Below are 14,359 nucleotides of genomic sequence, written 5' to 3'. Positions count from 1 at the left end.
ATGAGTTGTGATGAATTTAATTAAACCTCCTGTTATTCCTGATCGGCTTACATGGGAATATGCACATGAGCCTGAGCTGATCAGCTGGACAATAAGAGCAAGAAGCTATAATACGTTTGTGGCGAATCTGATTTTTTGGTTTTTTTTTACAGTGGCTTTATGTCTTGCATATTTTATGTATAGCCCGGAATTTATTGACCAAACAATTAGAATCGTCGGGGCGGTATTGACATTTTTGGCGGTTGTGCTTGCAACTGCTTCCATGACCCATCAACGAATAAATTTCGCCTATCGATTGTCAGAGTCAGGCATCGAGTGCTGCAATTGGAAAGACTTTCCTCGCTGGATGCTGGTGGGGCTTAACTGGTTTATGGGTATAGCTGCACTGGTGGTGATCTGTCTGGCCGGTGATAACCCTTCGGCACTGCTCGCTGGGATACTGGGGCCAGGGGCGATAGGGCTGATGTCTTGGATGATGTTGAATTCTAAAAACTACCAGGAAATGCAGTCTGATTATTACCATAGGTTTTTCAAGTTCTCTGAGATAACAGAGATGACATTGGGTACAAATAGAACAATGATAGAGCTATTGTATCTGGCGGTTAGGGAAGGGCAGAAAGAACTAGGAAGAGGGCGGATGTATGTTTTCTTCGATAAAAAAATAAAGCAAGAAGTTAATGATCTTATCCAGCAACGGCTGCGACCTGAAGTGCCGTATACGGTTGGTAAAATTGATGTGCTGCAAACATAAGGAATCCAGTCAGTTGCTGTGTTGACTGGGTATAATTCCTGCAATGGAAAGGCTTGGTTTGGCCATTCTACTGATTCTTGTTTTCAGGCTGCGCTCTATGGCATTTTCGCGCGTTACCCCGGTTGAATAATTGGTTCATTTTAACCGCTACGAATATAAATTGAGATCGCTCTGCAATACTGATTGATAAGGAGCGTGTTTTTTGTTGGCCAGGCAAGATCGAGTTCTGTTGGTGTGGGGCGCATTTGATGCTTTTTATGTGGCTCGCTTTGTCGTGACTAGCCTTTCTGAACATCGCATACCTTATGTGACTGACTTTACTGAAACACTTCGGGTGCTGTCGGAGCAGGGTGCTGTTGTTAATATTTATGTGATGTTTATGTGGGTGTTGCAGGCATCGATTGTCGTCAGTGCGCTTTTATTGCTGGCGCGCAAGCCCGGGTTCAAATGGTTTTATTATTGCCAAATTCCATTAAGGCTTATTTATTATGTGCCTTCGGTTTCACTGATAACCTTAGGCGTGCTAGGCCCTCAAGGTTCCCGTAGCATTGCTATTACGCTTGGCTTGCTGCTGTTATCGGAGGCTCTAAAGGTTTTTACCCTTTTCAAGTATGTTCCCAGCAAAAAAAGCGTGTAGCTGGCAGGCCGGTACTCGCTAACCCCCAGGTAACCTCGCTCGGTATTATTGCGGCAACCTTTGGCGGTTGCTTGCGTTGGTAGCTGCACCTTGGTCTATCGCCGTTCGCTGTTTTTCTGGGAATCCTTCGGGAAATATCGATGCGAACGGGCTCGCCATCGCTTGCCTCCACTGGGCGATGCTTTCACTAAGCCTGTGCTGAAATCTCACCAGTGCTTTCAAACTTTGTGAACAGTAGCAAACTGCTGGCACCTTGATGAATTAGAATGCCCGCCCGCTGCTAGCGTCGGAATGCTTTCCCCGTTCATTCACGCACGCCCATTCATAAGAACAATACAGCGTCCCTCTGTCCTCACCACGCCCTCGCTTGCGCTGTGATCGATGTTCTTTTGATGTTCGCCTTGAAGGCGATGTAAGGAATTTTCTGTTTATGAAAGGTTTTATGCGTGCGTTGCTGCTCGGTTGCAGTCTATTGATCAGTTCTACCAGTTGGGCGCAGATGGCGACCCTGGAAGCAATGAACATGGCTGGCCTGCAGCGCAGCCTTGGGCAGATTATCGCCAAGGACTACATGATGATCGGCTCCGATGTGAAGGTGGCTTCTGCCATACGCCAGCGAGACGAGAGTATCGCGCTGTTCGAGAAGCATCACCAGCAGCTGAAAGACTACGCCACTGATGAACAGAGCCGAGCGTCACTGGCGAAGGTCGAGGCAATCTGGGCAGAGTACAAGCCACTGATCACCGCCCAGCCTGATAAAGCCCAGGCCCCGCTTGTGTTGGCCACGGCCGAAAAGCTGGTCAAGGAATGCCAGCAAACGGTTGATCTGTTGGAGAAGCAAAATGGTGATGCGGCTTCGCACGCAATCAATCGCAGTGGCTGGAACCGCGTGCTGACCCAACGTACGGCAATGTTCTACATGGCCCGTGCCTGGGGCGTAACTGCACCGAACCTGGATGCCGAATTTCAGGCGTCGGTAAAGGAATTCGGCAGCATCATGCAGGAGCTTCAGGCCAGCAAAGCGCCTAATCCGGAAATCGCAGAAGCGCTTCGCAAGACCGACGCTAAGTGGCAGTTCGCAAGCAAGGCGCTTTCCTCCAAGGACTTCGTTCCGACCATTGTTGCGATCAATGCCGACTCGATGTTTCGTCAGCTCAATGAGATGACTCGGCTGTATGCAGGGCTAACTACCGATAGCCTGTAAACCTCGTGCCCCGTTTGAGTACGGGGCGGCGCGGGCCTAGTCCGGCTTACTGCCCTGCCAGCGCGGCGCTTCCAGGGGCTGCCAGTTTTGCAACAATGCGAGCAGTTCATCTGGTGTTTCGCTGAGTTGCAGCATGGCCCGGTGATTGGCGCGCACGAACTGCTCCTCCACCAACTGGTCGAGAAAGGCGCCAAGCTTGCTGTAGAAACCCTTTACGTCGAGCAAGCCCAAGGGCTTGTTGTGGTAGCCAAGCTGCGCCCAGGTCCAGACTTCGAAGAGTTCCTCAAGGGTGCCAAGCCCGCCGGGTAGTGCGATAAAGGCATCGCTAAGCTCAGCCATGCGTGCTTTGCGCGCGTGCATGCCGTCGACCACTTCGAGCCGGGTAAGGCCCTGGTGGCCAACTTCAGCGCGCTTGAGGCTCTGTGGAATGATGCCGATCACTTCACCGCCTGCCGCCAACGCGGCATCTGCAACAACGCCCATCAAGCCAACAGCACCGCCACCGTACACCAGGCGGATATTCTGTTGGGCAAGGTGCTGGCCAAGTTTTACGGCCGCTTCTTGATAGATGGGGTTAGCGCCGCTACTGGCACCACAGAACACGCAGATCGAACGCAAACTCATGGATTTGCTCCTGGACAATTTGGGAATCGCTGAAAAGCTAGCGAGCGACCAGAGTATAAGGTGCAACATCCAAGGTGAGTAACAGCCGAAGGCTGTCGCAGAACAGATGCCGCAGCAACGGCTGCCGCACAATACCAAGCGCAATGCTTTATCGAGGGTTTGTTGCCTGCGCAGGTCGGCCTTGCTGGGAGATTCAAATCGACTATGCGGCGTCTGGGCCTGTCCAGGCTCTATGGGCTAACACCGCTGTTGCCGCCTGCGTAGGCTGCCAGCAGGCTTTGTAAGAGTTGGTTTAGATGATTCTGTTGGCTGTTCATAAAAGTGGCTCCTGATTGATGAAGTCAGGTTAGCCTTGCGGGTTGGCACTGGCTTGTTGATTGAATTGATCGACTTAATAGTATTCACCAGCAGTTGCACACAAAGACTGTGGAGTGAGCTGTGGGTAAGGTGGGCGTATCAGTCTGCGTGGCTAGTCATCCGGGGCTTACAGATGTTTGTACGTTTTTTGATCAAAAGCAGCTTGCTGTGTATTAAGAAGTTATCCACCTGCTTTTTTCAGCGCAATAGAGTTGTCCACGACTACTGTGGGTAGGGTTGTAGATAACTAGGGGATGTATCGCTGAAGGCCATATAAACAAAGGCTTGCAGGCTATTGGTTGAATTTTGATCAGCCCGCTTGAGGTGTAAAAAGCAGGGTTCTCAAGAGGATTAGTCAAGCAATAAGTTAATTATTTATGCACCTGGAAAGCGGTCTATGCACAGTTATCCAACTTCTCTGTGGAGCGCTCTGTGTATAACCTGAGTGCTAAGCCAGCAAAGCCTTTAAACACTAGGTGTTTAGCCTTCTGTTTGTTTTTTGATCAATATTAATTAGCCGTTAAATCAATGAGTTAGTCCCACACTTAGAACTATTCGATCTCGTCATGAAAGTTGTCCACGGCAATTGTGGGCAGTCTTGTTGATAACTGGGGTATGTATTGAGCAAAGCCTTTTGAACCGGGGGTTATAGAGAATTGATTGTTTTTTGAACAGTCGTTCTCAGAGGACAAATCCCCGAGGGAAACAGCCATTCGTCAAGCCAAGAATCAACTATTTACAATCTGGTCGAGGCGTTATGAGGAGTTATCCAGTTTCTCTGTGCAGGGCTCTGTGGATAAGCTGCGTGCTAAGTTGGCAATGCCCCGGGAGACTAGGCTTGTGCGCTGCTGTACGTTTTTTGATCAGTAAAGATTAAACTGTTAAATCAGTGGCTTAGCTGTTTTGTTTGGGGTTTTTGACAGGCTCTGAAGTTGTCCCCGTCTACTGTGGGCAGCCTTGTTGATAACTAGGGTATGCATTGTTACAGCCCAATGAAATCAAGGCTTCACGCGAGGTGGTTGTTTTTTGTACAGCCTTTGCCAGTTCAAAAAAAGCCTGTGGCAAAGCTAAAGAGTCAAGAAATTATTCAGCCATTTCAGTGGCTTACTATTTTCGAGGGCTCAGTTATCCCAGTTCTCTGTGCAAGCTTCTGTGGATAACCTGCGTGTTAAGCCCTGTGAGCCACGCAAGACTAAGTGTTGCCGATGTTGTACGTTTTTTGACCAGTTTTCTGGGCTTCGCTTGGTTATTGGCTCAAGGCGCTAATGCGGGTAGAGCGGCCCAGTAGCTGGAGTGCGCGGTCAGGGTAGTCTGTGATCAAGCCTTGGGCGCCAAGGTCAATCAGCTTGCGCATGGCGGGCTGTTCGTTGATTGTCCACAGCTGTACGTTGAGGCCGCGCGCTTTAGCTGACTCAATCAATGCTCGGCTGGCAAGCTCAACGCCACTGTGGCGCGGGGGAATCTGCAATACCTGGTAGGAGGGCGAAAGCACCCGGCCCAGGCCCAGCCACTCCATCGCGAGCCAGAGGCGTATCGAACTTGGGCTGGCTGAGGTTGCGACCCCGGGGCAGTTGTGGCGCAGGCGGACCAGGTTGGATTCGTAGTAGCTGGCAATGATCACTCGATCGCGCTGCTTGTTGCGGTCCAGGCTCTGGCAGACTTTGTCCACAAGGCTATTGTCTGCCAGCTTCAACTCGATGATCTTGGCCATTTGCGGTTCAGCCTGCAGCACTGTATCCAATAGCGGGATGTCGATGCCCTGGGCGCGATATGGATAGCTCTGCCCGCCATCGGCAGTCCATCTGTATCCGGCATCCAGTTGCTGCAATTGCGCCAGGGTAAAACTATCCACAAGGCCTTCGCCGTCGGTCGTGCGATCAACGCTTTCATCGTGGATAACCACGACTTGCCCGTCGCTTGTCAGGCGCACATCCATTTCCAGCATGTCCACGCCTAGTGCACTGGCGCGCTGGAAGGCGAACAGGCTGTTTTCTGGCCACAGCCCACGGCCGCCACGGTGCGCAATGACCAGGGGCTGCTGGCCAAATGAGCTGAGTACCTTGGGTGTTTGTGCAGGTTTGCTGGTGAGCGCCAGTACTGCCAGTGCAACGGCGATAAGCAGGGTTGGGGCAATAAGGAAGCGGGCGAGGCGCAACATGATTTTTCTGTCCGGGCCGGGGGCATACTGACTATGACAGAGTAGAAGCGAACGGGCTGATGAACTGGAGCACAGTTGCGGGCATTGGGGAGAACCTACAGCCGCAAGGCTGTAGGTTCAGGAGCGATAGGCAGGTTGTCGCTAGCTGGCAAGCAACCAGGCGCCGGTCAGTGCCGAGGCTGCGCCCGCGATACGTATCAGTGGCGCGGCTGCTTGTGGCACAAAGCGCACCAACGCATAGCCGCTGGCATGCAACGCCGCCGTGGCCACAATAAAACCTATTGCGTAGCTGGCAGGGCTTGCCAGTGCTGGCAGTTCAAGGCCGTGGGCAATGCCGTGGCTCAGGCCAAAGACTGCGGTTAGCGTCAGGGCGAAGGCTGCTGGCAGGCGAGCGGCAACCGCAACCAGCACGCCGAACGCCAGGACTGAGCCAGCAATGGCGGTTTCCATCAACGGCATCTCGATACCACTAAAGCCCAGTACGCCACCGAACAGCATGCTGCTGACGAAGGTTATCGGCAATGCCCAGCGTGCCGCGCCTTGTTGTTGGGCTGCCCAGAGGCCTACAGCGAGCATGGCCAACAGATGGTCAAGGCCAAACACCGGGTGGGCCAGACCGGCCATAAGTCCGGATTCGTGATGGCCGGGGTGGGCAAATGCCAGTGCAGGCGTGAGGAACAGAGCAAGGCTAAACAGGGATTTACGCAGGTTCATGATTAAGCGTCCTTGTGGATATTCGAGTCAGGCGGCGTTGAGCATGCCGTGGCGTTCAATGAAGGCGATGATGTCTTCGAGGCCCTGGCCAATTTTCTGGTTGCTGAAAACAAAGGGTTTTTCGCCGCGCATTTTTCTGGTGTCGCGGTCCATGATTTCAAGCGATGCGCCAACCAGCGGGGCGAGGTCGATTTTGTTGATTACCAGCAAGTCAGACTTGCATATGCCTGGGCCGCCCTTGCGTGGCAATTTGTCACCGGCGGAGACATCGATTACGTAGATGGTCAGGTCTGACAGTTCCGGGCTGAAGGTGGCCGACAGGTTGTCACCGCCGGACTCAACCAGAATGATGTCGAGGCCGGGAAAGCGTTTGTTCAACTGATCTACCGCCTCAAGATTGATCGAGGCATCCTCGCGAATTGCGGTATGCGGGCAGCCACCGGTTTCAACACCGATGATTCGCTCAGGCGCCAGGGCTTCGTTGCGCACCAGGAACTGGGCATCTTCCTGGGTGTAGATATCGTTGGTCACGACGGCAATGTTGTAGCGTTCACGCAAGGCCAGGCACAGGGCTAGAGTCAGGGCTGTTTTGCCGGAACCGACCGGGCCGCCGATGCCGACGCGCAAGGGTTGGCTATTCATGTTGGAGTTTCCTTTTAGGAGCGAAATAGTCGACTGTACTGGCGCTCATGCGCCATGCTCGCCAAGGCCAGGCCAAATGTGGCACTGCCCCAGTGGGCGGGTTCAGCTTGATTGCAGAGTTGTTGTGCCTGTTGCAGGACCGGCAATAGGGTTGATGTCAGGCGTTGTGCCGCCTGTTGTCCCAAAGGCAGGGTTTTCATCAGCACCGCCAGTTGGTTTTCCAGCCAGCCCCAGAGCCATGCGGCCAATGCGTCGTCAGGGGTGATTTGCCAGGCCCGCGCAGCCAAGGCCCAGCCGAGCGCCAACCCTGGCTCTTGCTGCGTTTCGAAGAACTCGCGAGCGGGTGTGTCCAGTTCGGGAAGGCCCTGCAATAGTTGCTGGATTGAATAACCCATCTGCCGGCTTTCGAGACGTAACTCGCGGGTCTCGCGGCTGGCACTATGTTGCTCGGCGAGCAGTTTCAGTGTTTCCCAGTCGTCGCGTTCTGCCGCCTGGCAGTGGGCAAGCAATAGGGGCGCTTCGAAGCGTGCGAGGTTGCATAGCAATTGGTCGCTGATCCAGCGTTGTGCACTGGCCGCGTCCTTGACCATACCTTGCTCGACTGCCATTTCCAGGCCTTGTGAGTAGCTGTAGCCGCCGATCGGCAGTTGCGGGCTGGCCAGGCGTAACAGCGCCCAGGCTTTGTTCACTTGCGCACACCAAACTGGTGCAGGCGCGGTGCATAGCTGAATTCGGCATCACCGGCATGTGAGTGATGATGACCGCCGCCGTATGCGCCATGCTCGGGCTGGTAAGGTGCCTCGATCAACTCAACCTTGGCCCCAAGCTGTTCGAGCATGGCCTTGAGTACGTAGTCATCGGGTAGCCGCAGCCAACCTTCGCCCAGTTGCAAGGCAACATGGCGGTTGCCCAGGTGATAGGCGGCGCGCATCAGCTCAAAGGGGCTGTCACAGGTCACGTGCAGCAGTTGCTCGGAACGGGCGCCGACACGAATAACTCGTCCATCCTGAGCTTGCAGGCACTCGCCATCGTGCAGGGGTGGTTGGCCGCGCTCAAGAAACAGGCCGACGTCCTCGCCGGTTGTTGTAAAGCAGCGTAGGCGGCTTTTACTGCGGGCCTCAAAGGTCAGCAGCAGCTCTGCGTCCCATTTTTCCTGAGGCTTGATACGTTGATGAATCACCAGCATGCGATAGGTTCCAGCAAGACAATGCAGCGTTACAGAGCAAGGGGCTTGCCAATGCTGTGAAGCGCTGAAATGGTGCGGGTTGTAGCGTCTGTGTGATAGTTGTTGAGGCGCAGCTTGGGATTTATTTGGTGCGATGCAGGGTCTATTGCGCCACTTTGGTGCGCCGCAGGTGCTTGGCCAGGGGCTGGGTGCCGGGTACATGCCAGTACTTGGCACCGATAAAGATGACTCGTAGCTGCTCGATCATCTTGGCGGCGGGTTGCAGGTGGGGCGGCAGTGGTTTTGTCGGGGTGTCGATCAACTCGGGCAATGTGGCAAACACCGTTTTCACGATCATGTCGGCGAGCAGTTCCAGCTCTTCGCTATCGTGGTGCTGGTGTTTGGGCATCAGGGCCAGGTCGGCTGCGAGGTCGGACATTATGCGACCCCGCAAGGCGCCGATTGCCTGGCGCACAGGCAGCGAACCGCCAAATTGCTCACGGGCGAGAAAGATGAACTGGGGGCGGTTTGCATCCACTGCGTCGAGGAAGATGCGCACCGAGGCGTCGATCAGTCCGCCCAACTCGAACTCGTTGTGGCGAACCTTGCGGATGGTTCCGCGGAAAGTCTCGCCGACTTCAGCCACAAGGGCCAAGCCCAGAGAGTCCATATCCTGGAAGTGCCGATAAAAACCGGTCGGTACTATGCCGGCTGAACGTGCGACTTCACGCAAGCTCAGGCTGCAAAAGCCACGACCTCCGGCCATCAGGCTGCGCGCCGCATCCATCAGGGCGTGGCGGGTTTGCAGTTTTTGTTCGGCGCGAGGTTGCATCAGTCAAGACTTCCGGAAGATTGCAGCACACTTTAACAAATGGCTCGCAAGGGCGTCGATTCTAGCGTGCCTGGACCTGCTGCGGGCACTAAACGCAGTATCTGTGACGCATTGTCCACGCGTGCTGGATCAATAACCCAGTACGCGGGCGCGGGCCCGGGCGTTTTCTTCCATTTGCTGGCAGGTCATAAAGCCTTTGCTGTCGACCCGGTCTGCCGAGTTGAAACTCACATAGTAAGGCTGCTGGTGGCCATCATTGTTGAGGATGTAGTTGTTACAGGTGCCAGGTTCAACACTGCGGTTAATGACCGATGAGGGTTGGCCGCCGACCTGCAGGACTTCCTTTTTAGTCATGTCATCCACCACATCCCTGACCAGTGGCTGGTCATTGAAGGTGAAGTAGTCAACCGGGTTCTCAGGCTTGTCTCCAGCGCAGCCAGACAATCCTGCGAGGGCGGTTAGAGCAAAGGCAACGCCCAGAACGTTCTTATTCATGGTGTTCTCCTGTTGAAAGTCAGCAATCATTTCAGTGTATGGCTCTTATGACTCTAGATCGCTTTAGAAGTTGTGTTCCTGGGCTCGTATACCGTCGAATTATAAGTGCGCGGCAGGTATGCTTGCAGGCTCTCTAGCTGGCACGTCAGGGCGCGTCAGGCCGTTATGAAGTAGTTGAGGAGCCTTGGGACTATGCCTGCTGTTCTAGCAATTTTGCCGATCTTTGGCCTGATCGTACTCGGCTACCTGTTGGGTTGGCGCCAATGGTTGAGTGTCGAGAGCGCTGCTGGCTTGGCCAATATCACGTTCAAGCTGTTTATGCCGACGCTGCTGTTTGCCGGCATCGCCAAAGCACCGCTGGCCGATGGCTTGTCCATTACCTTGTTGCTCGCTTACTTTATCCCCGTGGTGCTGGTGTTTGGCGTGGTCAACTGTATTGTCCATCGCCAGCGCGGTGGGGCGACACCGCTGGGCCTGGCTGCTGCGTTTTCCAATAATGTGCTGGTCGGTATTCCCATCGTCACCACCTTGATGGGGCATGACGGCTTGGTGTACCTGTTCGCCATACTGGTGTTCCACAGCCTGACATTGTTTTCGATGCAGAGCTTCTACGCCGCGTTCGGTAGCCCGGAACGGGTCAATGTTGCCGCGTTGCTGAAAAACCTGGCCAATCCCATGATCATCGGCCTGTTGCTGGGCGCGTTGCTTAACTTGTCGGGCTGGGCTGCGCCGGAACCGCTGTGGAAAATGGTCACCTGGTTGGGCCAGGCGGCATTGCCCTGCGCGTTGATCGTATTGGGGGCGAGCCTGTCGCGTTTTCGATTGCGGCCAAGCACCAGTGTGCTGATGCTGACGTTGACCAAGCTGGTGCTTTTCCCTGCACTGGTCTGGTGGTTCAGTGGGTTATTGCCACAATTGAGCGATGGTGCACGGAGTGTGCTGGTATTGATGGCTGCATGCCCGAGTGGGGTAAATATTCTCGGTTTTGCTAAAACTCAGGATGATGTGCGTAGCGTCAGCTCCACGGTGTTTCTATCTACCGTTCTTGGGGCGCTGACGCTACCTGTTTGGGTTCTGTTGGTCATCTAGTGGTTCGCCTTATCGCACGATCTTAGCCAGTTGTGCGGGCATCCAGGGTGCGCTGGGCACCACCCTCGGCGACACGAAATTGTGCGCCTGGGGTGCGCGACGAACCATTTTCAGCCAAAGGCTCCAGAACTTCGATTCGTTCCTGGCTGCCTTTAAGTTCACTCAACAATGGCTGTGGGCTGAAGCTGGGCAGCGCGAATGCCTGTGCGGCGAATAGGCTCAGGACCAAGCTGATGGCGACTTTGCTTTTCATGACTGACTCCTCGAATTGGGTTGTGATGCTTACGGGAGTCAATACTAGAGATGTGGCAAAAAATAAGAACTTGAGCGCTTTAATAGTATTCATCGACTGCGCTGATGGTGACTGCTGGCAACGCCTGAAGTCCTTGTGAGGTGCTGTTTTTCCAGGGGCGGCTAAGCTACAGCATCAGGCTGGGTGGGCACGTTCGTTGTTAAGTTCTCAGCGAAAAGTGCTTGTGCAGTGTACCCAGTTACAGCCAGTGCGCGGCTTTGGTCCGCGAGTCTTTCAACCCAGTGCAAACAAGGACGTCAGGTGATGAGTGATGCAGCGGCTGTGCGCTACCCCTTGATATTGGTACCTGGCATGTTGGGGTATGTGAGTCTGCTGGGATATCCCTATTGGTATGGGATTGTCGGGGCATTGCGCAAGAGCGGCGCCAAGGTCTTTGCCATCCAGGTTTCGCCGCTTAATTCCAGCGAGGTACGTGGTGAACAACTTCTGGTGCATATCCGTGATGTGCTGGCCAAAACCGGTGCCGAGAAGGTGCATCTGCTGGGGCATAGCCAAGGTGCGTTGACTGCACGCTACGCGGCAGCATTGCAGCCACAGTGGGTTGCCTCAGTGACTTCGATCGCAGGGCCCAATCATGGTTCGGAACTCGCTGATTTTCTGGCCCGCAAAGCCGCCAGTGGCAGTCTTGCCGAGAAAGGGCTGAGGTTGCTGCTGGCTGGTTTTGCGCGGGTCATGGCCTGGCTTGAACTCGGATACAAAGGCCCGCCTTTGCCTGTTGATATTTCGGCTGCACACGGCTCACTCACCAGCGAAGGGGTTGCGGCGTTTAATCGCAAGTACCCACAAGGCTTGCCCGAACATTGGGGTGGCGAAGGCGCTGGCGAGGTCAATGGCGTTCGCTACTATTCGTGGTCCGGGACTCTGCAGCCGGGGATCACCAATCGTGGTGGCAACCGGGTTGATGGGCCCAACCTGGTGTGTCGAATATTTGCCAGGACCTTTCGCCGCGAAGCCGGCCAGTGTGACGGCATGGTCGGACGCTACAGCTCGCATCTGGGCAAGGTGATTGGCGATGATTATCCGCTTGATCACTTCGACATCATCAACCAGACCTTCGGCCTTGTCGGTAAGGGGGCGGACCCTGTGCGACTCTATGTGGAGCATGCACAGCGCCTGCGCGACGCTGGCTTGTGAAGTTCCCACCAGGCTGGAGTCATCCGCCAAGCGGCATTCGCGTCTATATTCAATCCTAGGGTGAATTATTCAGTTGTGCCCGGCGCGAGAGGCGTGCCGAGGATATTCCAGGCTGCTGGGGGCATAAAGCGGCCGGAGTTGGTTTTATTTGATCTTCGACTAGTCTGACTAAATAACTATCAGAAAGCAGGGATCGCCATGCGTAGGCTTATCTGTGGCTTTGTGCGGGGAGTGGAGAAGATCAACCGGCTGGTAGGCCGATTCGCAATGTACTTGATCTTCGCCATGCTGGGCGTCTTGTTGTACTCATCAATCAGCAAAACCTTTTTCCAGCCCTCCATATGGACGCTGGAGAGCGCGCAATTCTTGATGGTGGCCTATTTTCTGTTGGGCGGCGCCTACTCGATGCAGCTTGATGCACATGTGCGCATGGACCTTATCTACAGTCGCTGGTCGCCCACCACGCGGGCGCTGGTTGATGCATTCACCGTGGTTTTGCTGATCTTCTATCTGGTGTTCTTGCTGTATGGCGGCATTTCGTCAACCCAGTACGCCCTTGAATACAGCGAGACCAGCTACTCGGCCTGGTCGCCATATATGGCGCCGATCAAGATCGTCATGTGCATTGGCATCTTTCTGATGCTGCTCCAGGCAATCGCCACCTTTTTCAAAGATGTCGCTGCAGCGCGTGGGGAGACCTTGTAATGGGGTATGAACTCATCGCCTTGCTGATGTTTTCTTCAATGATGTTGCTTCTCCTGACCGGTAAACGCGTATTTGGCGCCATTGGCTTCGTCGCTGTTGTGGCCGCCTTGATGTTGTGGGGCGATGGCGGCTCGGAGGTGGCGTTCAGCGCTGCCATGAAGCTGATGAAGTGGTACCCGTTATTGACCTTGCCGCTGTTCGTGTTCATGGGCTACATGCTTTCCGAGTCTGGCTTGGCGGATGACCTGTACCGCATGTTCCATGTGTGGATGGGGCCGCTCAATGGTGGCCTGGCGATTGGCACCATCGCCCTGATGGTGGCGATTTCGGCCATGAATGGCTTGAGTGTTGCCGGAATGGCGATTGGTGCAAGCATCGCGCTGCCTGAATTGCTGCGCCGGGGCTACGACAAGATCATGGTCACCGGCGTTATCCAGGCGGGCAGTTCATTAGGTATTTTGATTCCGCCAAGCGTGGTGCTGGTGCTCTACGGCATGATTGCCCGCCAACCCGTTGGCCAGCTCTGGCTGGCAGGCGTATTTCCTGGCTTGCTGATGGCCGGGTTGTTTGTGTTGTACATCGCGATTCGTTGTCGCCTACAACCAGACCTCGGGCCAGCGCTCAGCGCCGAGGAGCGCAAGGAGATTACCTGGGGCCAGAAAATTCGCTTGCTGCAAGCCGGGATAGTGCCGCTTTTCATCTTTTTCAGCATGACCGGTCTATTCCTGATGGGCATCACCAGCCTGGTCGAAAGCTCTGCCGTGGGCGCAGCGGCTGCAACCCTGGCGGCACTGTTCAAGCGCCGCCTGAATCGGGTGGTGATGGAAGAAACGCTGCGAAAAACCCTGGCGATTAGCTGCATGTTCATGTGGATCATTCTTGCCGCACTGTGCTTTGGCGCCGTATTCGATGGCCTGGGCGCGGTCAAGGCGATTGAGAGCTTCTTTATCGACCGCATGGACCTCAGTCCTTGGCAAGTGCTGATCATGATGCAGGTCTCGTTCATCCTCATGGGCATGTTTCTCGACGACACGGCGATGCTGGTGATCGTTGCGCCGTTATATGTGCCATTGGTGGGAGCCTTGGGCTTTGATCTGGTCTGGTATGGCGTGCTCTATACCATCACCTGCCAGATCGCCTATATGACGCCACCTTTTGGCTACAACCTGTTTCTGATGCGGGCCATGGCGCCGCCTGAAATCACCTTGCGTGACATCTATGTCTCCGTGACTCCGTTCGTGTTGATCATGATGCTGGCGCTGATCCTGGTGATGGTGTTCCCGCAAATAGCCTTGTGGCTGCCGCAATGGCATTACGCGCGTTGAGGACCGTGTCAGATAAACCGTGCGCGTTGTTCAGTTGTGCGCACAGCCAGGTTAGCGAGTGATCGCCAGCCTTATAAAGCGTGTCCACCGAAGGGAATCTCTGAAAACCCTGGCAAAGGGTCTGTTGTAAGCGGCTCGTCAGTTGGGCGCTAGCTGATGCAGTGGTCAGAGGTTGTTTAAGAGTGGACGCCAATCTGCGGTTGTATTGCATCTG

General features: G+C 54.7%; 16 protein-coding genes. 7 read left to right on the top strand and 9 right to left on the bottom strand.

Going from position 1 to position 14,359, the window contains the following annotated elements:
- Positions 1–10 precede the first annotated feature (10 nt).
- The 3 genes from CHB79_RS14155 (at position 11) to CHB79_RS14145 (ending at position 2,592) form a co-directional block, all read left to right on the top strand.
- Positions 11–751, top strand: a complete 741-nt coding sequence (locus CHB79_RS14155) for a hypothetical protein (RefSeq protein ID WP_089360404.1) — start codon at positions 11–13, stop codon at positions 749–751.
- 205 nt (positions 752–956) lie between these two features.
- The gene (locus tag CHB79_RS14150; RefSeq protein ID WP_141133427.1) at positions 957–1,388 is read left to right on the top strand and encodes a hypothetical protein; all 432 of its coding nucleotides are present in this window, start codon (positions 957–959) and stop codon (positions 1,386–1,388) included.
- 430 nt (positions 1,389–1,818) lie between these two features.
- Positions 1,819–2,592 (top strand): type IV pili methyl-accepting chemotaxis transducer N-terminal domain-containing protein, encoded by a 774-nt coding sequence (locus CHB79_RS14145; RefSeq protein ID WP_089360402.1) that lies wholly within the window; start codon positions 1,819–1,821, stop codon positions 2,590–2,592.
- A gap of 36 nt (positions 2,593–2,628) precedes the next feature.
- Here CHB79_RS14145 and CHB79_RS14140 read toward each other — a convergent pair whose 3' ends face one another.
- The 8 genes from CHB79_RS14140 to osmE form a co-directional block, all read right to left on the bottom strand.
- Positions 2,629–3,216 carry a cytokinin riboside 5'-monophosphate phosphoribohydrolase gene (locus CHB79_RS14140; protein WP_089360401.1) on the bottom strand — a complete coding sequence of 196 codons (588 nt, stop codon included), beginning with the start codon at positions 3,214–3,216 and terminating at the stop codon, positions 2,629–2,631.
- Between the two features lie 1,603 nt (positions 3,217–4,819).
- On the bottom strand, positions 4,820–5,731 hold the full coding sequence (locus tag CHB79_RS14135; RefSeq protein WP_089360400.1) for a glycerophosphodiester phosphodiesterase family protein: 912 nt from the start codon (positions 5,729–5,731) through the stop codon (positions 4,820–4,822).
- A 141-nt stretch (positions 5,732–5,872) separates the two neighbouring features.
- The gene (locus CHB79_RS14130; RefSeq protein WP_089360399.1) at positions 5,873–6,445 is read right to left on the bottom strand and encodes a HupE/UreJ family protein; all 573 of its coding nucleotides are present in this window, start codon (positions 6,443–6,445) and stop codon (positions 5,873–5,875) included.
- 27 nt (positions 6,446–6,472) lie between these two features.
- Positions 6,473–7,087 (bottom strand): urease accessory protein UreG, encoded by a 615-nt coding sequence (gene ureG, locus CHB79_RS14125; RefSeq protein WP_010487621.1) that lies wholly within the window; start codon positions 7,085–7,087, stop codon positions 6,473–6,475.
- 14 nt (positions 7,088–7,101) lie between these two features.
- Positions 7,102–7,776, bottom strand: a complete 675-nt coding sequence (locus CHB79_RS14120) for an urease accessory protein UreF (RefSeq protein ID WP_010487622.1) — start codon at positions 7,774–7,776, stop codon at positions 7,102–7,104.
- On the bottom strand, positions 7,773–8,273 hold the full coding sequence (gene ureE / locus CHB79_RS14115; RefSeq protein ID WP_089360398.1) for an urease accessory protein UreE: 501 nt from the start codon (positions 8,271–8,273) through the stop codon (positions 7,773–7,775). Before ureE ends, CHB79_RS14120 begins: the two co-directional genes overlap by 4 nt.
- Before the next feature lie 142 nt (positions 8,274–8,415).
- A complete protein-coding gene (locus CHB79_RS14110) occupies positions 8,416–9,084 on the bottom strand; it encodes a TetR family transcriptional regulator (protein WP_010487625.1) in 669 nt (222 codons plus the stop codon).
- Between the two features lie 129 nt (positions 9,085–9,213).
- Positions 9,214–9,579 carry an osmotically-inducible lipoprotein OsmE gene (gene osmE, locus CHB79_RS14105; protein ID WP_089360597.1) on the bottom strand — a complete coding sequence of 122 codons (366 nt, stop codon included), beginning with the start codon at positions 9,577–9,579 and terminating at the stop codon, positions 9,214–9,216.
- A gap of 192 nt (positions 9,580–9,771) precedes the next feature.
- On the opposite strand from osmE, the gene CHB79_RS14100 reads away from it, so the two are divergent.
- Positions 9,772–10,668: an AEC family transporter gene (locus CHB79_RS14100; RefSeq protein ID WP_010487628.1), complete on the top strand. Its 897-nt coding sequence runs from the start codon at positions 9,772–9,774 to the stop codon at positions 10,666–10,668.
- A gap of 22 nt (positions 10,669–10,690) precedes the next feature.
- Here the strand turns inward: CHB79_RS14100 and CHB79_RS14095 are convergent, their stop codons facing one another.
- Positions 10,691–10,921: a hypothetical protein gene (locus CHB79_RS14095; RefSeq protein WP_010487631.1), complete on the bottom strand. Its 231-nt coding sequence runs from the start codon at positions 10,919–10,921 to the stop codon at positions 10,691–10,693.
- Between the two features lie 303 nt (positions 10,922–11,224).
- Between CHB79_RS14095 and CHB79_RS14090 the strand changes: the two genes are divergently transcribed.
- The 3 genes from CHB79_RS14090 to CHB79_RS14080 all read left to right on the top strand — a co-directional run bounded on the left by CHB79_RS14090 (position 11,225) and on the right by CHB79_RS14080 (position 14,145).
- Positions 11,225–12,115 carry an esterase/lipase family protein gene (locus tag CHB79_RS14090; protein ID WP_010487632.1) on the top strand — a complete coding sequence of 297 codons (891 nt, stop codon included), beginning with the start codon at positions 11,225–11,227 and terminating at the stop codon, positions 12,113–12,115.
- A gap of 198 nt (positions 12,116–12,313) precedes the next feature.
- Positions 12,314–12,820, top strand: a complete 507-nt coding sequence (locus CHB79_RS14085; protein WP_010487634.1) for a TRAP transporter small permease subunit — start codon at positions 12,314–12,316, stop codon at positions 12,818–12,820.
- Entirely contained in the window at positions 12,820–14,145 is a 1,326-nt protein-coding gene (locus CHB79_RS14080) for a TRAP transporter large permease (RefSeq protein ID WP_010487637.1), read from the top strand. Before CHB79_RS14085 ends, CHB79_RS14080 begins: the two co-directional genes overlap by 1 nt.
- The last annotated feature ends 214 nt before the right edge of the window (positions 14,146–14,359 follow it).

The sequence above is a fragment of the Pseudomonas segetis genome, assembly GCF_900188155.1.
Lineage (GTDB): Bacteria > Pseudomonadota > Gammaproteobacteria > Pseudomonadales > Pseudomonadaceae > Aquipseudomonas > Aquipseudomonas segetis.
Note: the sequence above shows the minus strand (reverse complement) of the source record. Positions and strands in the feature narration are given on the sequence as shown.

Coding starts and splice junctions, on each gene's coding strand:
- CHB79_RS14095 (WP_010487631.1), bottom strand. CDS start 10,921: ATGAAAAGCAAAGTCGCCATCAGCTTGGTCCTGAGCCTATTCGCCGCA.
- CHB79_RS14090 (WP_010487632.1), top strand. CDS start 11,225: ATGAGTGATGCAGCGGCTGTGCGCTACCCCTTGATATTGGTACCTGGC.
- CHB79_RS14100 (WP_010487628.1), top strand. CDS start 9,772: ATGCCTGCTGTTCTAGCAATTTTGCCGATCTTTGGCCTGATCGTACTC.
- CHB79_RS14155 (WP_089360404.1), top strand. CDS start 11: ATGAATTTAATTAAACCTCCTGTTATTCCTGATCGGCTTACATGGGAA.
- CHB79_RS14085 (WP_010487634.1), top strand. CDS start 12,314: ATGCGTAGGCTTATCTGTGGCTTTGTGCGGGGAGTGGAGAAGATCAAC.
- osmE (WP_089360597.1), bottom strand. CDS start 9,579: ATGAATAAGAACGTTCTGGGCGTTGCCTTTGCTCTAACCGCCCTCGCA.
- ureG (WP_010487621.1), bottom strand. CDS start 7,087: ATGAATAGCCAACCCTTGCGCGTCGGCATCGGCGGCCCGGTCGGTTCC.
- CHB79_RS14135 (WP_089360400.1), bottom strand. CDS start 5,731: ATGTTGCGCCTCGCCCGCTTCCTTATTGCCCCAACCCTGCTTATCGCC.
- CHB79_RS14130 (WP_089360399.1), bottom strand. CDS start 6,445: ATGAACCTGCGTAAATCCCTGTTTAGCCTTGCTCTGTTCCTCACGCCT.
- CHB79_RS14140 (WP_089360401.1), bottom strand. CDS start 3,216: ATGAGTTTGCGTTCGATCTGCGTGTTCTGTGGTGCCAGTAGCGGCGCT.
- CHB79_RS14145 (WP_089360402.1), top strand. CDS start 1,819: ATGAAAGGTTTTATGCGTGCGTTGCTGCTCGGTTGCAGTCTATTGATC.
- CHB79_RS14110 (WP_010487625.1), bottom strand. CDS start 9,084: ATGCAACCTCGCGCCGAACAAAAACTGCAAACCCGCCACGCCCTGATG.
- ureE (WP_089360398.1), bottom strand. CDS start 8,273: ATGCTGGTGATTCATCAACGTATCAAGCCTCAGGAAAAATGGGACGCA.
- CHB79_RS14080 (WP_010487637.1), top strand. CDS start 12,820: ATGGGGTATGAACTCATCGCCTTGCTGATGTTTTCTTCAATGATGTTG.